General features: G+C 74.1%; 1 protein-coding gene (running past one end of the window). It reads right to left on the reverse strand.

Going from position 1 to position 23,273, the window contains the following annotated elements:
* A protein-coding gene (locus tag AB0I81_RS34560; RefSeq protein ID WP_360665432.1) for a type I polyketide synthase crosses the window boundary here: on the reverse strand, positions 1-23,273 show its 3' portion. The gene runs 5,752 nt beyond the window's last position; 23,273 of the gene's 29,025 nt are visible here — the last part of the coding sequence; its start codon lies off the right edge, out of view — the gene reads right to left on this strand; the stop codon is at positions 1-3.

Consider the following 23,273-nt stretch of genomic DNA (forward strand, 5'->3'; position numbering starts at 1 on the left):
TCATTGGCCGCCGCCGTTGAGGGCCGCGCGGACCAGTTCGTCGAGTCCCATCGAGTCGAGGGGGTCGCCGGTCTCGTCGTCGCCGGGTGCCGCCCCGTCGCCCGACAGGTGCAGTAGCGCGTCCAGGACGCCGATCTCGCGCAGGCGGGCCATGGAAAGCGACGCGAACAGAGCCCGGACGCGCGTCTCCTCCTGGTCGGCTCCGGGGATCTCGGCCGTGTCCGGTACGAGTTGCGCGAGCAGGTGACCGGCGAGGGCCTCCGGGGTCGGGTAGTCGAAGACGAGCGTGGACGGCAGCTTCAGTGCCGTCGCGGCCATGAGCCGGTTGCGCAGCTCGATCGCGCTGAGCGAGTCGAACCCGAGGTCACGGAACGCCTGGTCGGCGCCGATCGCGTCCCGGGAGTTGTGCCCGAGCACCGTCGCGATCTGGTCACGTAGCAGGTCGAGCAGTGCGCCGGGTCGTTCGTCGCCGGGAAGGGCGGTCAGCCTGTCACGGAGTACGGACACCGGCTGCGCGCTCCCGTCCGCCGAGCCGGGCCCCTCGACCAGTTCCCGGTAGCGCGGCAGCTCACGTAGCAGCCGGCTGGGCCGGCCGGCGGTGTAGGAGCGGACGAACCGCTCGTGGTCGATGTCGGCGACGACGCCGGCCGGTTCGCCTCCCGCGACCAGGCCGCTCAGGGCGGCGACGGCCAGTTCGGGGGCCATCGGGCGCACGCCCATGCGCCGGGATGCCTCCTGCGCCGCGGCCACGTCCGCCATGCCGCCGCCCGCCCAGGCGCCCCACGCCACCGAAGTGGCCGCGAGGCCGCGCTCGCGCCGCTGCTCCGCCAGGGCGTCCAGCACCGCGTTGGCGGCGGCGTAGTTGCCCTGGCCCAGGCTGCCGAGGGTGCCCGCCGCGGAGGAGAACAGCACGAAGGCCGCCAGGTCCAGCTCTCGTGTGAGCACGTCCAGTACGACCGCCGAGGTCACCTTGGCGCGGAACACCGTCTCGAACCGGTCCTGGGTGAGATCGTCCACCATGCCGTCGTCGAGCGCTCCCGCGGCGTGCACCACCGCGGTGAGCGGGAACTCCGCCGGGATGCCCGCCAGCAGGGCGGCCATCGTGTCCCGGTCGGCCGCGTCGCCCGAGGCGATGGTCACCCTGGCCCCGAGATCTGCCAGTTCGTCGCGCAACTCGGCGGCGCCGGGGGCCTGGTTTCCGCGCCTGCTGACCAGGAGCAGGTGCTCGGCGCCGTTGCCAGCCAGCCAGCGGGCGACGTGCCCGCCGAGTGCGCCGGTGCCGCCGGTGATGAGCACGGTCCCGTTCGGCTTCCACTCGCCGACGGAGCCTGCGGGGTCGGCGGGGGCTTGCACGAGCCGGCGGACGTACGTGCCGGAGGGCCGGACGGCGACCTGGTCCTCGCCTGCCGTTCCGGACAGCGCGCTCGCCAGCCGTCGTACCACTCCCCGGTCGGCGCCGGCCGGCAGGTCGATCAGGCCGCCCCACCGCTGCGGCTGCTCCAGCGCGGCGACCCGGCCGAGTCCCCAGACGGCGGCCTGCCCCGGGCTTCGCAGCGCCTCGCCAGGACCGGCCGCGACCGCGCCCCGGGTCAGGCACCACAGCGGCGCGTCGACACCGGCGTCGCCCAGCGCCTGGAGCAGGAGGGTGGTCAGGGTGAGGCTCGTGGGAACTTCCGGTCCCGAAGGCGCGGGACGCTCCTGCAGGGACAGCAACGACACGACCCCGCCAAACGACCCGGCCGCAGCATGTGCACGCAGGCGCTCGGTCAGCGTCGCGCGGTCCTCGGGCGTGGCGGTGAGGTCGCCCACCTCCAGAAGTACGGCGTCCGAGCCCAGCACCCCGACCGCGTCGATCACCGCGTCCGTCCAGGGGTCCGCTGCCAGGTCCTTGGGGAGCACGATCAGCCACGGGGCGGTCACCACGGGGCGGCCCGGCGGCGGCGCGGCGGCGGCGGTGAGGGGCTGCCAGGTGATGCGGTATCGCCAGGCGTCGATGGCGGATCTGCGCCGTCGTTCCCGGCGCCACGCCGACAGCGCGGGCAGCACCTTGGTCAGCGCGTCGCCGTCCGTGTCCAGCCGCGAGGCCAGGGCCTGCGCGTCCTCTTCCTCCACGGCGGCCCAGAACTCCGCGTCCACCGCGTCCTCTTCGCCGGTCGGCCGGCCCGCCGCGCCGCCCGTACGCTGCGGGTCCGGCCAGAACCGCTCGTGCTGGAACGCGTACGTCGGCAGGTCCACCGGCCTGGCGCCGGTCCCGGCGAACACCGCCGCCCAGTCCGGGCTCATGCCGGTGACGTGCAGCCGGGCGAGTGCCGTGAGGATGGCCTCGTGCTCGTCACGGTCCCTGCGCAGCAAGGAGGTAAGCTCGGCCTCGGTCTCCGGGGTGAGCGCGTCGCGGGCCATCGCGGTCAGTGTGCCGTCGGGGCCGATCTCGACGTAGCGGGTCACTCCGGACTCGTGCGCCGCCCGGATGCCGTCGGCGAACCGTACCGTCCCGCGTACCTGCTCGACCCAGTAGTCGGGCGAGCACAGCTCGTCCGAGACGAGCCGGCCGGTCACGTTCGAGATCACGGGGATGCGCGGCGGCGCGTAGGAGACGCGCTCGGCCACGGCGCGGAAGTCCGCCAGCATCGGATCCATGAGCGGTGAATGGAACGCGTGGGAGACCCGCAGGCGCTTCGTCCTGCGCCCGCGCTTCTCCAGCGCCTCCGCCACGGCGAGCACCGCCTGCTCGGCCCCCGCGATCACCACCGACTCCGGGCCGTTGGCCGCGGCCAGGCACACGTCGTGCCCGCGCCCGGCCAGGAACGGCACGACCTCCTGCTCGGCGGCTTGGATCGCGACCATCGCGCCGCCGGCGGGGAGCCGTTGCATGAGCGTGCCCCGGGCCGCCACCAGCGCGCAGGCGTCTTCGAGCGAGAACACGCCCGCGGCGTGCGCCGCGGCCAGCTCGCCGACCGAGTGCCCGAGCAGCACGTCCGGGGTGAGGTTCCACGATTCGAGCAGGCGGTACAGCGCCACTTCGACCGCGAACAGCGCCGGCTGCGTCCATCCGGTCTGGTCGAGCAGCCGGGCCTCGGGCGTGTCCGCCGGGGCGAAGAGGATCTCGCGCAGCGGGCGGTCCAGCCTGACGTCCAGATGAGCCAGTACGGCGTCGAGCGCGTCGGCGAAGACCGGGAACCGGTCGTAGAGTTCGCGGCCCATGCCCGGCCGCTGGGCGCCCTGGCCGGTGAACAGGAACGCCGTCCTGCCCGGCCCTCCCGCCCGGCCCCCGACCACGTGGGGCACCTGGTCGCCGTCCGCCGCCGCCACCAGGCCGTCCACCAGCTCCGCACGGCTTCCCGCCAGTACGGCGATCCGCTCCCGGAAGGGCGATCGGGTCGTGGCCAGGGAGAACGCGAGATCGGCCAGGCCGAGGTCGGGGTGCTCCGCGAGGTGGTCGAGCATGCGCCGCGCCTGCGCCCGTACGGCGGCCGGGGTCTTGCCCGACAGCGGGACCGGCACGAGACCCGGTACGGCCACCGAGTCCGTGGGCGTCTCCCGCTCGGCACCGTCTCCGGCGGGACGCGCCACGGCAGGCTCAGCGCTGTCCCCGGTGAGCGGCGCCTCCTCGATGATCACGTGGGAGTTGGTGCCGGTGGCTCCGAAGGAGGAGATCGCGGCGCGCCGGGGGCGTCCCGCCTCCGGCCACGATCTGGCCCCGGTCAGCAGCTCCAGCGCGCCCGCCGACCAGTCCACATGCGAGGACGGCGTGTCCACGTGGAGGGTTCTGGGAGCCACGCCGTGCCGGATGGCCATGACCATCTTGATCACTCCGGCGACGCCCGCCGCCGCCTGCGTGTGCCCGATGTTGGACTTGATCGACCCGAGCAGCACCGGCCGCTCCCGGTTCTGGCCGTACGTCTCCAGCAGGGCCTGGGCCTCGATCGGGTCGCCCAGTTTCGTACCGGTGCCGTGCGCCTCCACCAGGTCCACGTCGGAGGCGGCGAGCCCGGCGTCCGCGAGGGCCCGGTGGATCACCCTGCGCTGCGACGGGCCGCTCGGCGCGGTGAAACCGTTGGACGCGCCGTCCTGATTGACGGCCGAACCCCGCAGGACGGCGAGCACGCGATGGCCGTTGCGGCGGGCGTCGGAGAGCCGTTCGGCCACGAGCATGCCGACGCCCTCCGCCCAGCCCGTCCCGTCCGCAGTGTCGGAGAACGCCTTGCACCGGCCGTCCGGGGACAGCGCCCCCATCTCGCCGAACTCCACGAATCCCACCGGGGTGGACATCACGGTCACCCCGCCGGCGAGAGCCAGCGAGCACTCCCCGGACCGCAGTGCCTGGGCGGCCAGGTGCAGCGCCACCAGCGACGAGGAGCAGGCGGTGTCCACGGTCACCGCCGGTCCCACCAGGCCGAAGGTGTAGGACAGCCGGCCGGAGATCACGCTGGCCGCCTGGGCCGTCTGCGCGTGGCCGTGATGGTCGCGGGGCGGCTGGTAGTCGCCGCTGGTGGCGCCGACGTAGACGCCCACATCGCCGCCCCGCAGGCCGGCCGGGTCGACGCCCGCGCGTTCCAGCGCCTCCCAGGCCGCCTCCAGGACCAGGCGCTGCTGCGGGTCCATCACCATCGCCTCACGAGGTGAGATGCCGAAGAAGCCCGGGTCGAAGTCGGCCATGCCGTGGAGGAAGCCTCCTCCGGCCGCCGTACTGCGCCCGCGTCCGTCGCGGTCCCCGCCGGACAGGACGGCGAGATCCCAGTGCCGGTCCGCGGGGAACGGGCCGACCGCGTCCACCTCGTCTTCGACCAGCCGCCACAGGTCCTCGGGGGTGTTCACCCCGCCGGGGAAGCGGCAGCTCATACCGACGATGACGATGGGATCGTCCGGGAGTGCGGCGGGGACGGGCGCGCGGGTGTCGTTGCCGGTCTGGCTCTCCTCGCCGGACACCTGTCCCACGAGGTACGCGGCGAGTTCCAGCGGTGTGGGGTGGTCGAAGACGAGGGTGGCCGGCAGGGGGAGCCCGGTGGCGGCCTTGAGCTGGTTGCGCAGGTCTACGGCGGTGAGCGAGTCGAAGCCCAGCTCGCGGAATGCCCGCTGGGCGTCGATCGAGGCTCCGTCCGTGTGCCCGAGTACCGCGGCCGCCTTGGTCGTCACCAGGTCGAGCACGAGCTTGTCGCGCTCGGCCGCCGGCAGTCCTCGCAGTCGTTCGCGGAGCTCGGCGGTCTCGCCGCCGTGAGCGCCGCCGCCGGTCGCCGTCTCCAGCGCCGGGCGGGCCTGGGGCAGCTCGTCCAGCAGCCGGGTCGGCCGTAGCGCCAGGAAGGCCGGTACGAACCGGTCCCAGGCCACATCGGCGACCGTCACCGAGCCCTCGCCGCTCGCGACGGCCCGGCTCAACGCGGTCAGCGCCAGCTCGGGCGCCAGTGCGGGCAGCCCGTTCAGCCGCAGGTGCAGCTCCATCGCCTTGCCGGACGTCACGCTGCCATCCGCTCCTGCGGACGCCTTGCCGGGGATCGCGTCGCCGTCCGCTGATGGCTTTCCGGTGATCACGCTGCCACCGGCCCAGGCCGACCAGAACACGGCTGTCCCTGCCAGTCCCCGGGCCCGGCGCGCCTGGATCAGAGCGTTGCGGACCTCCTCCGCGGCGGCACCGGCCGCGCCGCCGGCGACGCCCCAGACGCCGGTCAGCGAGCAGAAGACCACGAACGCGTCCAGCTCCCGGTCCGCCAGCAGGAGGTCCAGGTTCGCCGCTCCCGCGGCGTGGGCCGAGGCGGCGGCGACCAGGCCGGCGGGACTCGCCCCGTCCAAGGGGGCGGCGGCGGGAGGTTCGTCGGCGTAGATGACCGCGTCCGGCGGGTACTCCGCGAGAAGAGCGGCCAGAGCCTCCCGATCTGTCGGGTCACAGCTCCTGATGATCACGCGGGGATCCGGGTCGGTGGATCCTGGCAGGGCGGGGGGCTGTGCTGGGCTGGGGGGGCCGGTCAGGACCACTCGTTCGGCGCCCGCGTCGGCCAGCCATTGGGCGACGTGCTCGCCGGAGGTTCCCGTGTCGCCCGCGACCAGCACCGTGCCGCGTGGGCGCCACGGCCGGCCCGCGTTCGCCACCGGGGCGGGGACGAGTCGGCGGGCGAACACTCCGGAGGGGCGCACCGCGACTTCGCTCTCGCCGTCGAGTCCCCCGGTCAGCACGCCGGCCAAGCGGGTGATGGCCCGCCGGTCGATCGGCGCCGGCAGGTCGATCAGGCCGCCCCAGCGCTGGGGGTGCTCCAGCGCGGCCACCCGGCCCAGGCCCCAGACGGCGGCCTGATCCGGGTCCGGTGGTGAATCGGAGCGGCCCGTGGACACCGCGCCGCGGGTGAGGCACCAGAGCGGAGCCTCGACACCGGCGTCGCCCAGTGCCTGCACCAGAGCGGTCGTCAACGCCACCCCGGACAACTCGCCACCGTCCGCTCCCGCAGGGCCGGACGGGGCGGGCGAGTCGGTCACGGCGAGTGCCAGAAGGGAGATCACTCCTGTCAGGGGGCCGCCGTCCTCGTCCTGCCCATCGAGGAGTTCGGCGAGCCGTGCGGAGGTAAAGGCCCGATCGGCATGCGTAAGCTCGAAGCGCACCAGTGAGCCCGTCAGGGCCGCGTCCAGCACCTCCATCCACTGGCCGTCGTCGAACCGGCCGGACGGGACGGCCACCAGCCATTTCCCGGACGGGACACCGGACGGCGGGGTGGACAGGGGCTTCCACTCTGCCCGGTAGCGCCAGGAGTCCGCGAGGACGTGTTCGCGGCGCGAGCGACGCCAGGAGGACAGCGCGGGCATCACCGTCGCGAGCGAGTCCGCCTCCAGTTCCAGCGTGGACGCCACCGACGCCAGGTCGGCCCGCTCGACCGCGGCCCAGAACTCGGCGTCCACCGGATCCCCGGCCGGGCCGGAGGCCGACGCGACGGTCTCCGGCCAGAAGCGCCGTCGCTGGAAGGCGTAGGTGGGCAGGTCGACCCGGCGCGCCCCGTACCCGGAGAAGAAGGAGCCCCAGTCCACCGGCAGCCCGTGCACGTGCAGTCTGGCCAGCGCGTCCACGGCCGACTCCTCCTCGCCACGGCCCTTGCGCAGCACCGGCACGACCAGGGTTCCGGCCTCGGCGCCGTCGCCCGCGAGGCAGTGCTGGGTCATCGCGGACAACACGCCGTCCGGACCGAGCTCGATGAACGTGCTCACGCCCGAGCCGCGCAGAGTGCGTACGCAGTCGGCGAAGCGCACCCCCTGCCGGGCGTGGTCCACCCAGTAGTCAGGTGAGCAGAGCCGCTCGGCGGTCGCCCGCTCGCCGGTCACGTTGGAGACGATCGGGATGGCCGGCGGCGAGAATCTCAGCCCTCGCACGGCCCGGCGGAAGTCATCCAGCATGGGCTCCATCAGCGGGGAGTGGAAGGCGTGGCTGACGGCCAGCCGGGTGGTCTTGCGGCCCCGCGCCGCGAGCCGGGCGGCGATCTCGGTGACCGGCTCCTCCGCTCCCGCGATCACCACGGCCGAGGGCCCGTTGACCGCGGCGATCGACACTTCGTGCTCGTGCCCGGCGAGCATCGGGAGCACCTCGTCCTCGGTGCCCTGTACGGAGACCATCGCGCCCGCGGCCGGTAGCGCCTGCATCAGGCGGCCCCTGGCGGCGACCAGGGTGCAGGCGTCCGCGAGCGTCAGCACGCCGGCGACGTGCGCCGCGCTGATCTCGCCGATCGAGTGCCCGGCCACCAGATCCGGCAGCAGCCCCCACGACTCGGCCAGGCGGAACAGGGCCACCTCGACGGCGAACAGCGCCGGCTGTGTCCACTGCGTCCGGTCGATCAGCTCGGCCTCGGGCGATCCCGCCTCGGCGAACAGGATCGTACGCAGCGGGCGGTCCAGCTCGACGTCGAGCTGGGCCAGCACCGCGTCCAGCGCGCGGGCGAACACCGGGAACCGGTCATACAGCTCGCGGCCCATGCCGGGACGCTGGGAGCCCTGCCCGGCGAACAACATCGCCGACCTGCCCGCGACAGCGGCGGCCTCCCCACGCGCGATCTCGGCCACGCCACCGCCGATGCCGGTTCCAGTGCCGCCGTCGGTGCCAGTGCCGGTGCCGGCCAGTAGTACCGCACGGTGGCGGAACACCGGCCGGTTCGCCAGCGAGTAGCCGACGTCCACCGGGTCGAGGTCGCTCGTGGCGGTCACAATCCGCTCGATCTGCGCTCGCAGCGCCTCAGGGGTCCGGCCGGAGACCACCCACGGCACGACGGCCGGCGCGGGCCGCCGATTCCCAAGGCGCTCAGGCGAAGGTTCCGCGTCGTTGGGACGCTCGGACGAAGGTCCCTGACCGTGCTCGCCGGAGCGCGGGTCCGGCGGCGGCTGCTCGATGATGACGTGGGCGTTCGTGCCGCTGATCCCGAACGCCGAGACGCCGGCCCGCAGCGGCCTGCCGTTCCGCGACCACTCCCGGGCCTCGGTCAGCGGCTCGACCGCGCCGGACGTCCAGTCCACGTGCGACGACGGGACGTCGGCGTGCAACGTACGGGGCAGCAGGCCGTGACGCATGGCGAGCACCATCTTGATCACCCCCGCGACACCCGCCGCCGCCTGCGTATGACCGAGGTTGGACTTGACCGCTCCCAGCCACAGCGGCAGATCCCGCTCCTGGCCGTAGGTCGCGAGCAGGGCCTGGGCCTCGATCGGGTCGCCCAGGGGCGTACCGGTGCCGTGGGCCTCGACCGCGTCGACCTCGCCCGGTGACAGCCGCGCGGCCGACAGCGCCTGGCGGATCACCCGCTGCTGCGACGGGCCGTTCGGGGCGGTGAGACCGTTGGACGCGCCGTCCTGGTTGATCGCCGATCCGCGTACGACGGCCAGCACCTCGTGCCCGTTGCGCCGCGCGTCCGACATACGTTCCAGTACGAGCATGCCGGCCCCTTCCGACCAGCCCGTGCCGTCCGCGCCGTCGGAGAACGGCTTGCACCGGCCGTCGGGGGCCAGACCGCCCTGGACGCTGAACTCGACGAAGGAGTCCGGGCTCGACATCACGGAAACCCCGCCCGCGAGCGCCAGCGAGCACTCACCGCCGCGCAGGGCCTGGGCGGCCCAGTGCAGGGCGACCAGGGAGGAAGAGCACGCCGTGTCGACGGTGATGGCGGGGCCCTCCAGCCCCAGGGTGTAGGACAGCCGCCCCGAGATGACGCTCGCCGTGGTGCCGGTGGCGACATGTCCCTGTACGTCCGCGTCCGAACCCTTGAGCAGGCCGACGTAGTCCTGGCCGTTGGTGCCCACGAAGACGCCGGCGTCGCCGCCCCGCAGCGCGGTGGGGTCGATGCCGGCCCTTTCCAGCGCCTCCCAGGACACCTCCAGCACCAGACGCTGCTGCGGGTCCATGGCCAGCGCCTCGCGCGGTGAGATCTCGAAGAACTCGGCGTCGAACTCGGTCGCGTCCCTGAGGAACCCGCCCATGCTCGTGGCCGACCGTCCGGCGGCGAGCGCGGCGAGGTCCCAGCCCCGGTCGTCGGGGAAGGAGGAGATGACGTCCCCGCCGTCCGCCAGCAGCCGCCACAACTCCTCGGGGGTGCTCACCCCGCCGGGGAACCGGCAGCTCATGCCGACGATCACGATGGGGTCGGTGTCGTCCGCGTGGTCCCGTACGGCCGGCGAGGAGGTCGCCCGCAGCGAGCCGAACAGCTCACCCACCAGGAAGTCCGCCAGCACGCCCGGACTGGGATGGTCGAACAGCAGCGTCGCCGGCAGGGTCAGCCCCAGCGCCGACGCCAGCGCGTTGCGCAACTCGACGGTGGTCAGCGAGTCGAAGCCCAGGTCCTTGAACGGGCGATCGGGCGCGATGCCGGCGGCGTCGGCGTGTCCGAGCACCGTGGCGACCATGCCGCGCAGCAGGTCCAGGACGGCCCGCCCGCGCTCGGCGGGGGACAGTTCGGCCAGCCGTCGCCGGAACCCTGATTCCGCCGTGCCGTTCCCGTCCGCCCCGGCCTCCGTGGCGACCGCGGCGACCTCCGGCAGGTCGCTCACCAGCGGGTTGTGCCGGATCGCGGCGGAAGCCCCGGCGAATCGGGACCAGTCGACGTCGGCGACGGTCAGCGTCGTGTCGCCGCGCTCGATCGCCTGCCGCAACGCGCGGACCGCCAGGTCAGGGGGCAGCGCCTCCAGGCCGGTACGGCGCAGCCTGCCCGCCACGACGGGGTCCGCCGCCATGCCGGACCCGGCCCACGGCCCCCAGGCGATCGACGTCGCCGCGAGTCCCCGGGCGCGCCGGTGTTCGGCCAGCGCGTCGAGCACGGCGTTCGCGGCCGCGTAGTTGGCCTGGCCCGGTGAGCCGAAGGTGGCGGAGGCGGAGGAGAACAGCACGAACGCCGGTACGTCCATGTGCTCGGTCAGCTCGTGCAGGTTGAGCGCGCCGGCCGCCTTGGATCGCAGTACCGAGGACAGGCGCTCCGGTGTCATTCCGTCCAGCATCCCGTCGTCGACCAGGCCCGCCGCATGGAAGACCGCCGTCAGCGGCCGGTCCTGCGGGATCCCGGCGAGTACGGCGGCCACGGCGTCGCGGTCGGCGACGTCGCAGGCCACGATGCTGACCTGGGCGCCGAGGGCGGTCAGCTCATCCCGCAGCTCGGCCGCGCCCGGCGCGTCGAGTCCACGGCGTCCGGCCAGCAGAACGTGCGCGGCCCCGACACCGGCCACCCAACGGGCAACTCGCGCCCCAAGCCCACCGGTGCCTCCCGTGATCAGCACAGTGCCCGCAGCGAACGCCTCGGTCCGCGCGGCGAACGACTCCGGGCCTTCCCCGGACGGCTGGAGGGCTCCGCTGGACGGCTCGGGGCCTTCCCCAGATGGCTCGGGGCTTCCCCCGATCGGGCGGGCGAGGTTCCTCCCGGCTGGGGCGAGCTCCTCACCGGCCGGGGCATGCGCCAGGCGGCGGCCGAAGATACCGGAAGGGCGGATGGCGAGCTGATCCTCGCGCCTCAGGACGGCGAGCCGATCCTCGCTCGACGGCTCGGTGCTCCGGGGGGCGGTCAGTACGCCGACCAGGCGGGCGATCGTACCGGAGTCCAGGTTTTCCGGGAGGTCGGCGAGCCCACCCCACAGCTGCGGCTGCTCCAGTGCCACGGACCGGCCGAGCCCCCATACGGCGGCCTGCACCGGCCGGGACACCTGCTCCGAGCGGCCCACCGATACCGCGCCACGAGTCACGCACCACAACGGCGCCTCGATCCCGGCGTCGCCGAGCGCCTGAGCCAGCGCGACCGTCAGCGCCAGACCGGTGGGGACCCCGGGATATCCGGCCAGGTCCCGTTCGTCCAGAGCCAGCAGCGAGACGATCGCGGCTGGACGCGGCCCGGCCGAGCACAGCTCCCGCAGGCGCGCGGCCAGAGACTCCCGATCAGGTTCGCGGACCTCCAGCCGGTCGGCCCGCGCGCCCAGCGCATCCGCCAGCGAAGAAGCCCACTCCGCGTCCACCAGCGAAGAAGCCCGCTCCGCGTGCGTCGGCGAAGAAACCCCTTCCGTGTCCGTCGGCGAAGAAGCCCGTTCCGCGTCCCCGGGCGAGCCCGCCTGCTGCTTAGCCGGGAGCACCACGATCAGCCGGGCACGTACGCCGGAGGCCGGCTCGGTGTGTGCGGGCAGCGGCTTCCAGACGGACCGGTACCGCCAGCCGTCCACCACGGAACCCTCCCGGCGGTGGCGGCGCCACGAGGAGAGCGCCGGAAGCACGGTCTCCAGCATGCCGCCGTCAACCCGCAGGCCCTCCGACAGCGCGGCCACATCGCCACGCTCCACCGCGGCCCAGAAGTCGGCGTCCGCCGCGTCGGCCACCCCCGGCGCGGCCTTGGCGTCCGGCCAGAAGCGCCGCCGCTGGAAGGGGTAGGTCGGCAGGTCGATCGCCTCGGCGCCGGTGCCGTCGAAGAAGCCGTGCCAGTCCACGGTGACGCCCTGGACGTGCAGCCGGGCGACCGCGGACGTGACGGCCTGCTCCTCGGCCCGGTCCCTGCGCGCCACCGGGACCGTCCGCACCCCGGGCCGTCCGGCCAGGCATTCGGCGGCGGCGGCGGTGAGCACGGCGTCGGGGCCGAGCTCCAGGAAGGTGACGACGCCCCGCTCGGCCAGGCCGTTCACGCCGTCGCCGAAGCGGACCGGCTCGCGGATGTGCTCCGCCCAGTAGTCCGGCGAGCAGAGCCGCTCCGCGGTCGCCGGCTCGCCGGTCAGGTTCGACACGATCGGGAGGTTCGGGGGCTCGTACGACAGGCCGCGTGCGACCCGCAGGAAGTCGTCGAGCACGGCGTCCATCAGCGGCGAGTGGAAGGCGTGGGAGACGGGGAGCCGCTTGGTCATGCGTCCTTCGGCGGCGAAGTGCGCCGCGATCTCCATGACGGCGTCCTGTTCGCCGGACACGACCACCGACGCCGGGCCGTTGACCGCCGCGATCGACATCCGCTCCTCGCGTCCGGCCAGCAGCGGGAGCACCTCCTCCTCGCCGGCCTGGACGGCGACCATCGCCCCGCCCGCGGGCAGCGCCTGCATGAGCCGGGCGCGGGCGGTCACCAGGGCGCAGGCGTCGGGCAGGGACAGCACGCCCGCGACGTGCGCGGCGGCGATCTCCCCGACCGAGTGCCCCAGAAGGTAGTCGGGCCGGATCCCCCAGGAGGAGAGCAGCCGGAACATGGCCACCTCGAAGGCGAAGAGCGCCGGCTGCGTGTATCCGGTCTCGTCCAGGAGTGCGGCCTCGGCAGTGCCCGCCGGGGCGAACAGCACCTCGCGCAGCGGACGGTCCAGGTGGGCGTCGAGGTGGGCCAGCACCTCGTCCAGCGCGTCGGCGAACGCCGGGAAGCGGTCATACAGCTCGCGGCCCATCTCCGCGCGCTGGCCACCCTGACCGCTAAACATGAAGGCCAGGGAACCGCGGACGACCGTCCCATGAACGCCTTCCGCCAGCGAACCGCGGACGATCGTCCCATGAACGCCTTCCGCCAGCGAACCGCGGACGACCGTCCCACCAACACCGTCGGCCAGAGAACCGGGGACGACCGTCCCGTCAAAGCCGTCGGCCAGCGCCCGCAGCCCGTCGATGATCTCCTCGCGGTCGCGTCCGACCAGCGCCGCGCGGTGGTCGAGGTGCGTGCGCGTGGTCGCCAGGGAGAACGCGAGGTCCGCCGGGTGCGGTTCGGAGGCCATCAGGGCCGACAAGCGTGCGGCCTGGGCCCGTACGGCCTGCTCGTCCTTGCCGGAAACCAGGACGGGGACGACGACCGGCTCGGCCTGCCGCGCCCGGACGGCGGCGGGCGGCGCCTCCTCCAGCACCGCGTGGGCGTTGGTGCCGCTCAGGCCGAACGACGACACCCCGGCCCGGCGCGGACGCCCGGCGCGCCGCCATTCCCTCGGCACCGTGAGCAGCTCGATCGCGCCCGTTGACCAGTCCACGTGCGAGGACGGCGCGTCCACGTGCAGCGTCCCGGGCAGCGCGCCGTGCCGCATCGCCATGACCATCTTGATCACGCCGGCGACGCCGGAGGCCATCTGGGTGTGGCCGATGTTGGACTTGACCGAGCCCAGCAGCAGCGGCCGGTCACGATCCTGGCCGTAGGTCGCCAGCAGCGCCCCCGCCTCGATCGGGTCGCCGAGCGCCGTGCCCGTGCCGTGGCCCTCCACGACGTCGACCTCCGCCGGCGAGACCCCGGCGTTGGCCAGCGCCTGCCTGATCACCCGCTGTTGCGACAGGCCGTTCGGCGCGGTCAGCCCGTTGGACGCGCCGTCCTGGTTGATCGCGGTCCCGCGGACGACCGCGAGGATCGGGTGCCCGTTGCGCCGGGCGTCCGACAGCCGCTCCACCAGCAGCAGGCCGACGCCTTCCGCCAGGCTCATCCCGTCCGCCGCGTCGGAGTAGGCCTTGCAGCGGCCGTCGGGAGCCATGGCCCGCTGGCGGCTGAACCCGACGAAGGCGTCGGGCGTGGACATCACGGTCACGCCGCCGGCGAGCGCCAGCGAGCTCTCGCCGTCGCGCAGCGACTGGCAGGCCAGGTGCAGCGCCACCAGCGACGACGAGCACGCCGTATCGAGGGTGACGGCCGGGCCCTCCAGCCCGAACAGGTACGACACCCGGCCGGACAGCAGGCTAGACACGGTGCCGGTGACCAGGTGGCCCTCCAGGCCCGCGCCCTGGCCGGACATCGCCGCCGCGTAGTCCTGGTAGCTGGCGCCGATGAAGGTGCCGGTGGTGCTGCCGCGCAGCGACGACGGGGCGATCCCGGCCCGCTCGACGGCCTCCCACGCCGTCTCCAGCACCAGCCGGTGCTGCGGGTCCATCGCCAGCGCCTCCCGGGGCGAGATGCCGAAGAAGCCGGCGTCGAACTCCGCCACGTCGTGCAGGAAACCGCCCTGGGTGGAGTACGTCTTCCCGGGCCGGCCCGGGTCGGGGTCGTAGAGACCTTCGGCGTCCCAGTCGCGGTCGGCGGGGAACCCTGAGATGGCGTCCACGCCGTCGAGCACGATCTGCCACAGGTGTTCCGGCGAGCCGACCCCGCCCGGGTAGCGGCAGGCCATCCCGATGATCGCGATCGGCTCGTCGGAGCCGGCCACCTCCATTGGGCTCGCCACGGCCCGCTTCCCGGAGATCTCGGCGCTGAGGAACGCCGCCAGCGCCTCCACGTTCGGATGGTCGAAGACCACCGTGCTGGGCAGGGTCAGGCCCGTCGCGGCGGCCAGCCGGTTGCGCAGGTCGACCGCCGTCACCGAGTCGAAGCCCAGGTCGCGAAAGGCCCGCCGCTCGGCGAGGGCGCCGGCCGACGAGTGTCCGAGCACGGTCGCCGCCTGTGCGCGCGCCAGCTCCAGGATCAGGCGGTCCCGTTCGGACTCGGGCAGCCCGCGCAGCCGGGTGACGAACGCCCCCTCCTCGGCGGCGCGGTCCTGCCGCTCGGCGGTCTCGGCCAGCCGCCGCACGCCGGGCACCTCGCCGAACAGCGGGGTCGGCCGTACGGAGGTGAAGACCGGGTAGTAGCGCTCCCACTCGACGTCGGCGATCGCCAGCACGGGCTCCTCACCGGCCAGCGCGTGCCGGAGACCTTCGAGTGCCGGAGCCGGATCCATGAATCTGAGCCCGCTGCGCCGGATCTGGTCCGGGTCGACCCGTCCGAGCTCGCGGTCGTCCGACCAGATGCCCCACGAGATCGAGGTGGCCGGCAGCCCGCGGGCCCGGCGGTTCTCCGCCAGCGCGCCGAGGAAGGCGTTGCCCGCCACGTACGCGGCGTGCTGCCCGCTGCCCCACATGCCCGCCGTCGAGGAGAACAGCACGAAGGCGTCGAGGTCGTCGCCGTCCAGCAGTTCGTCGAGGTGCCGTGCGCCGGTGACCTTGGCCCGTACCACCTCGGCGAACGCCTCCATGGTGGTGTCGTGCAGCGAGTGCAGTTGGATGGAGGCGGCGGCGTGCACGACCGTGCGGACGGTGTGGCCCTCAGCCCGCAGGCGCGCGAGCAGGCCGGCGAGGGCGTCGCGGTCGGACACGTCGCACGCCACCGCCGTGGCGGCCGTGCCCAGTTCGGTCAGCTCCGCCAGCAGTTCGGGCGCGCCCGGGGCGTCCGGGCCGCTGCGGCTGACCAGCACGATGTGCTCGGCCCCCTGCGCCGCGACCCAGCGGGCCACGTGCGGGGCCAGCGTTCCGGTGCCGCCGGTCAGCAGGACGGTGCCGCGCGGGGTCCACCTGGGCGCCGGCTCCGCGTCCGCCGGTTGCGGGGCGGGCACCACGCGCCGGGTGAACAGGCCGGACGGGCGGAGCGCGAGCTGGTCCTCCTCGCCGCCGCCCGCGAGGACGCTCGCCAGGCGCCGCGCCGCGCGCTGGTCGAGGGGCCCCGCGGGCAGGTCGACCAGGCCGCCCCAGCGTCGCGGGTGCTCCAGCGCGGCCGTCCAGCCGACGCCGTGGACCTGCGCCTGGACGGGACCGGCCAGCGGATCGGAACGGCCGGTGGAGACCGCGCCGCGGGTGAGGCACCACAGCGGCGCGTCGATGTCCGCGTCGCCCAGCGCCTGTACGAGCGCGACGGTCAGCGCGAGGCCGGTGGTCAGCTCCGGGTGGCGTTGCGTGGGCTCTTCCGCCAGGGCCAGCAGGGAGACCACGCCACGGACGTGCTCCTCCTCGGGTACGGCGTCGAGACCAGCGCCCAGCATCTCCGCCAGCACGGCGCGGTCGATGGCGGTCTCGTCGAGCACGATTCGCCAGACTTGTGCGCCCTGCGCGGCGAGCGCGGCGGCGACGTCCCCGTCCTCGACGCCCTCGGCGGTGACGAGCAGCCACGTACCGGGCAAGGGGGCCGCGACGGGATCGGGCATCGGCCGCCACACGACGCGGTAGCGCCAGGAGTCGGCGGTGGACCGCGCCTGTTGCCTGCGACGCCACGAGGACAGCGCGGGCACCACCGCGGCCAGCTCTTCCGTGCCCACCTCCAGCTCCGAGGCCAGCGAGTCCAGGTCGTCCTGCCCCACCGCCGCCCAGAACCGCTCCCCCGCCGCGTCCGCCACGCCGCTCGTCGCAACCTTGGGGCGCTGGATCCAGTACCGCTCGCGCTGGAAGGCGTACGTCGGCAGCTCCACCGGGCGCGCCCCCGTACCGGCGAAGGCGGCCGTCCAATCGACCGGTACGCCGCGCACGAACACCTCCGCCAAGGAGGTCAGGAAGCGCTCCGGGCCGCCCTGGTCGCGGCGGAGCGTCCCGGTGACGACCGTGCCGGTCCCATCGGCGTCCTCGGCCGTCTCCTGGATCGCGCCCGTCAGCACCGGGTGCGGGCTGACCTCGATGAACGCCCGATGTCCCGCGCCCAGCAGGTGGCGTACGGCAGGTTCAAAACGGACGGTCCGCCGCAGGTTGCGGTACCAGTAACCGGCGTCCAGCTCCGTACCGTCCAGCCAGTCCCCGGTCACCGTGGACAGGAACGGCACCTCGGCACGCCCCGGCCGTATCTCCGCCAGGGTGTGTGCCAGCTCCTCGCCGAGCCGTTCGACGTGCGCCGAGTGCGAGGCGTAGTCGACCGCGACCCGGCGGGTCCGCACGCCTTCCTCGGTCAGCCGCCGCGACAACTCGTCGAGCGCGTCAGGGTCGCCGCTCACCACGACCGCACGCGGCCCGTTCATCGCCGCGATCGAGATCCGCCCGTCCCAGGGGCGCAGCCTCTCCTCAAGCTCCGGTACGGGCAGCGCGACCGACATCATGCCGCCGGCGCCGGCCAGCGACCGCGCGATGGCCTGGCTGCGCACCGCCACCACCCGCGCGGCGTCGTCCAGCGACAGCGCGCCCGCCACGCAGGCCGCGGCGATCTCCCCCTGGGAGTGCCCGATCACCGCGTCGGGCTCGACCCCATGGGCGCGCCACATCGCCGCCAGCGAGACCATCACCGCGAACGAGGCCGGCTGCACGACGTCCACCCGGTCCAGCGAGGGCGCGCCCTCCGCCTGGCGCAGCACGTCCGTCAGCGACCAGTCGACGTACGGGCTCAACGCCAGTTCGCAGTCGGCGATGCTCCCGGCGAACACCTGGGACCGGTCGAGCAGACGGGCGCCCATGCCCGCCCACTGAGCGCCCTGCCCGGGGAAGACGAAGACCGTGCCGCCCTCGACGTCCGCCGTCCCCTGGACCACGCCCGGCGCGGGCTCGCCCGCGGCCACCGCGCGCACGGCGGCGAGCAGCGCGTCGCAACCGTCGCCCACCGCGACGGCGCGGTGCTCGAACGCCGACCTCGCCGTCACCAGCGAGAAGCCCACATCCGCCGGGTACGTGTCACCGCAGTCGCGCTCGTCCGAGTATGCGGCCAGCCGTCGGGCCTGGGCGCGCAGCGCCTCCGCGCTCCGGCCCGACACCAGCCACGGCACCACCCCGGCCTCGGGAACGACAGGGGCGAGGTCGTCGGCCGGTGTGCGTTCCAGGATCACGTGGGCGTTCGTGCCGCTGATGCCGAAGGAGGACACGGCGGCCCTGCGCGGACGTCCGGTCTCCGGCCACGGCGTGGCCTCGCTGAGCAGTTCGGCCGCGCCCGAGGTCCAGTCCACGTGCGAGGACGGCGTGTCCAGCCACAGCGTCTTCGGCAGCACCCCGTGCTCCAGCGCCATGACCATCTTGATCACGCTCGCCACGCCCGCCGCGGACTGCGTGTGACCCAGGTTCGACTTGACCGAGCCGAGCAGGATCGGGTGCTCCCGGTCCTGCCCGTACGTGGCGAGGAGGGCCTGGGCCTCGATGGGGTCGCCCAGGGGCGTACCCGTGCCGTGCGCGTCGATCGCGTCCACCTCGGCGGGGGACAGCCGCGCGCTCGCCAGGGCCTGCCGGATCACCCGCTGCTGGGACGGGCCGTTGGGGGCGGTCAGCCCGTTGGACGCGCCGTCCTGGTTGACGGCAGAACCGCGCACCACAGCGAGGATCGGATGACCGTTGCGCCGCGCGTCGGACAGCCGCTCCACCAGCAGCAGGCCGACGCCTTCCGCCAGGCTCATCCCGTCCGCCGCGTCGGAGAACGCCTTGCAGCGGCCGTCGGCGGCCAGGGCGCGCTGGCGGCTGAACGCCACGAAGGCGGCCGGGGTGGTCATCACCGTCGCGCCACCCGCCAGGGCGAGGGAGCTCTCGCCGTCGCGCAGCGACTGGCAGGCCAGGTGCAGCGCCACCAGCGACGACGAGCATGCCGTGTCGACCGTGACCGCGGGCCCTTCCAGGCCCAGCACGTACGACACCCGGCCGGACAGGATGCTCGGGCTGGAGCCGGTGACCTGGTGTCCCTCGGCGTCGGCGGCGTGCGAGCCGTACTCCTGGTAGCTGGAGCCGATGAACGCGCCGGTCGTGCTGCCGCGCAGCGACGAGGGGGCGATCCCGGCCCGTTCGATGGCCTCCCACGCGGTCTCCAGCAACAACCGCTGCTGCGGGTCCATGGTCAGCGCCTCGCGGGGCGAGATCCCGAAGAATCCGGCGTCGAAGTCACCCGCGTCGTGCAGGAAACCGCCTTCGACCGAGTACGTCGTACCGGAGTGGTCGGGGTCGGGGTCGTAGAGCCCTTCGGTGTCCCAGCCCCGGTCGGCGGGGAGTGAGGAGATCGCGTCGGCTCCGTTGAGCAGGAGGTCCCACAGCTGTTCCGGGGAGCCGACGCCGCCGGGGAAACGGCAGGCCATCCCGACGATCGCGATCGGCTCGTCGGTGTGGGCCGCCACCGGGGTTTCCACGGTGTCCACTGTTCCTATGAGCAGTGAGTGCAGGTGCTCCACCAGCGCGGCCGGGTTCGGGTGGTCGAACACCAGGGTGCTCGGCAACGCCAGGCCCGTCGCCTCGGCCAGCCGCTTTCTCAGCTCCACGGCGGTCAGCGAGTCGAAGCCCATCTCGCGGAAGGCGCGTCGCTCGGAGACCGCCTCGGGCGTGGCGTGCCGCAGCACGGCGGCCGCCTCGGTGCGTACCAGGTCCAGCAGCCTGCGCCGCCGTTCCTTCTCGGTCAGGTCCCGCAGCCGGGCGCCGAATCCGGGGTCGGCCGGCCGGCCGCTGCTCTCAAGTTGTGCCCTGACCTCGGTGAGTTCGCTGAACAGGTGGCTGGGACGCACTGAGGTGAAGATCGGATGGAACCGGTCCCAGTCAACGTCCGCGACCACCGCGTCCCCGCCACCGATCGCCCTGCTCAGCTCCGTGATCGCCAGGCCGGGCGGCAGCAGCGCCAGTCCACGGCTGACCAGGTAGTCGGCCATGACACCTGTCACGGCCATGCCGGCTTCGGCCCACGCGCCCCACGCCACCGAGGAGGCGGCGAGCCCGCGTGCACGCCGGTGCTCGGCCAGCGCGTCGAGGTAGGCGTTGGCGGCCGCGTAGGCGCCCTGTCCCGCGCTGCCCCAGGTCCCTGCCACTGAGGAGAACATCACGAAGAAGTCGAGTTCGCGGTCTCCGAGCAGGGCGTCCAGGTTGGCGGCTCCCGTTGCCTTCGCCGTCATCACCTCGGCGAGTTCGGCGGTGTCCGCCTGTTCGAGAGGCGCGACGGCCTGGCCCACCCCGGCCGCGTGAACCACTCCGGTGAGCGGGTGTTCGGCGGGGATCGTGGCGAGCACGGCGGCCAGTGCCTCGCGGTCGGCGACGTCACAGGCGACGATGCTCACGTCGGCACCCAGTGCGAGCAGTTCCTCCCGCAGCTCCGCCGCCCCGGGGGCGTCCATGCCGCGCCGGCTGGTCAGCACGAGACGCGCGGCGCCGTCACGCGTCAGCCACCGCGCGGTGGCCGCGCCGAGAGCACCCGTCCCACCGGTGATCAGCACCGTGCCACCGGAACCCGCCGAGCCCGCCGAGCCCGCCGAGCCCGCCGAGCCGGGTGCGTCGGGAGCGATCGGGTGGCGCCGCAGTCGGCGGCCGTACAGGCCCGACGCCCGTACCGCCACCTGGTCCTCGCCGTTCAGGCCCGCCAGCACGAGGGCCAGGCCCGCTGCGGTACGCCCGGCGATCACCTCCGGCAGGTCGACCAGGCCGCCCCAGCGCGCCGGATGCTCCAGGGCGGCGACCCGGCCCATGCCCCACACCTGCGCCTGGACCGGGCTCGTCACCCGGTCGCCCGGAGTCGCGGACACGGCGCCACGGGTGAGGCACCACAGCGGCGCGTCGATCCCGGCGTCCCCGAGCGCCTGCAGCAACGCGACGGTCCCCGCAAGACCGCCCGACACCGCGCCGGCGTCCGTGAGGGGCTGCTCCTCCAGCGCGAGCATCGACACCACACCGGAGAGCTCGCCCAGCTCACAGAGCCGGGCGGCGAGCGGTGCACGGTCGGTGGGCACCCCGTCCAAGCAGAGCTGGCTCACGCGCGCCCCGCTCTCCTCCAGCGCCGCGACCACATCGGCATCCGCGACCCCCTCCGAGGTCACGACCAGCCACGTGCCCTCCAGCACGGCGAGCGGTGGCGTGCGCAGGGGCCGCCACTCCACCCGGTAACGCAAGGAGCCGAGCGCCGACGCCTCACGACGGCTCCTTCGCCACGACGACAGGGCCGGGAGCAAGGTGTCCAGTGAGGAGGAGTGCTCGTCACGCAGAGCCAGGATCGCGGCCACGGTACGGGCGTCGCCGCGCTCAACCGCCTCCCAGAGCCGCGTGTCCGCCGGATCGGCGACGGCCGTGCCGCCCACCGCCGGCGGCGGCTCCGGCCAGAACGACTCGTGCTGGAACGCGTACGTCGGCAACTCCACCCGGCGGGCCCCGTCCAGCAGGGCCGCCCAATCGACCCGCAGGCCGTGCACGTGCAGCTCGGCCTGCGCGGTCATGAGGGCGGCGCTCTCGTCGCGGTCCCCGCGCAACACGGGAAGCAGCAGCACGTCAGCGTCGGCGGGAAGCGCGTCCTGGGCCATCGCGGTGAGCACGCCGTCCGGCCCGATCTCCAGGAACGCGGTCATGCCCGCCCCGTGCAGCTCCCGTACGCCGTCGTGGAACCGGACCGCCTCGCGCACGTGCCGTACCCAGTAGTCCGGCGAGCACAGCTCGTCCGCGGCGAACGCGCCGGTCACGTTGGAGATGACCGGAATGCGCGCGGGGTGGTACGTCACCGTCTCGGCGACCGCCCGGAACTCCGCGAGCATCGGCTCCATCAGCGGGGAATGGAAAGCGTGTGACACCCGCAGCCGCCGGGTCCTGCGCTCCTGGGCGGCCCACCGCGCGGCGACGTCCAGCACCGCGGACTCGACCCCGGCGATCACCACCGACGCCGGGCCGTTGACCGCCGCGACGGACACCTCGGCCTCCAGCCCGGCCAGCGACGCGCGGATCTCCTCCTCGGTGGCCTGGATCGCCACCATCGCGCCGCCGTCAGGAAGCGCCTGCATCAACCGGCCCCGCGCGGCCACGAGCGCGCAGGCGTCCTCCAGCGTCAGCACCCCGGCGACGTGCACCGCGGCGAGCTCCCCGATCGAGTGCCCCGCCAGCGCGTCCGGGCGCACGCCCCACGACTCCACCAGCCGGTACAGCGCGACCTCCAGGGCGAACAGCGCCGGCTGCGTGTACTCCGTACGGTCGAGCAGGCCGGCGTCGGAGAACAACGCCTCCCGCAGCGGGCGGTCCAGCTCGGCGTCGAGCCGCGCGAGCACCGCGTCCAGCGCGCGGGCGAACACGGGGAACCGCTCGTAGGTCTCCAGGCCCATGCCCACGCGCTGCGCGCCCTGGCCGGTGAACAGGAACGCCGTCTTGGGGTCGTCCTTGACCCGGCCCCGTACGACCCCGGGGGCCGCCCGTCCGGCGGCCAGCGCGCGCAACCCGGCCAGCGCCCCCGCACGGTCCCCGGCCGGCACGGCGGCCCGGTGGTCGAACGCGGAACGGGTGGTCACCAGCGAGTACGCCACGTCGGCCAGATCCGCGTCCGGGCGGTCCTCCAGGTGGGACAGCAGCCGCGCGGCCTGCTCCCGCACCGCCTGCTCCGTCCGGCCGGAAACCTGCAAGGGCACGGGTGAGTGCGTCGCGGCCGCGGCCGGCGGGGTCCCGTCGCCGATGGCGTCGGTGCGGTCAGTGCGGTCAGTGCGGTCAATGCGGCCAATGGGGTCTATGGGGTCTATGGGGTCTATGGGGTCTATGGGGTCTATGGCGTCCTGTTCGATGACGAGGTGGGCGTTGGTGCCGCTGAAGCCGAACGACGACACGGCGGCCCGGCGCGGGCGGCCCGTCCGCGGCCACTCACGCGCCTCGGTCAGCAGCTCCACCGCGCCCGCGGCCCAGTCCACGTGCGCGGACGGCGCGTCCACGTGCAGGGTCCTGGGCACGATGCCGTGCCGCATGGCCATGACCATCTTGATCACGCCGGCGACACCGGCCGCCGCCTGCGTGTGGCCGATGTTCGACTTGATCGACCCGAGCAGCAGCGGCCGGCCCTCGGGCCGCTCCCGGCCGTAGGTGGCCAGCAACGCCTGCGCCTCGATCGGGTCGCCCAGGGTGGTCCCGGTCCCGTGCCCCTCCACCACGTCCACCTCGGCAGGGGACAGCCGCGCCCCGGCCAGCGCCTGGCGGATCACCCTGCGCTGGGAGGGGCCGTTCGGCGCGGTCAGGCCGTTCGACGCGCCGTCCTGGTTCACCGCCGAGCCGCGCACCACCGCGAGCACCTGATGGCCGTTGCGCCGGGCGTCGGACAGGCGCTCCAGCACCAGCACCCCGACCCCCTCGGCCCAGCTCACCCCGTCGGCTCCGTCCGCGAACGACTTGCAGCGCCCGTCCGCGGACAGCCCGCGCTGCCGGGAGAACTCGACGAAGGCCCCGGGTGTGGCCATCACGGTGCCGCCGCCGGCCAGCGCGAGCGTACATTCGCCCGAGAGCAGCGCCTGCGTCGCCAGAT

It is taken from the genome of Nonomuraea sp. NPDC050404 (assembly GCF_040655495.1).
GTDB lineage: Bacteria > Actinomycetota > Actinomycetes > Streptosporangiales > Streptosporangiaceae > Nonomuraea.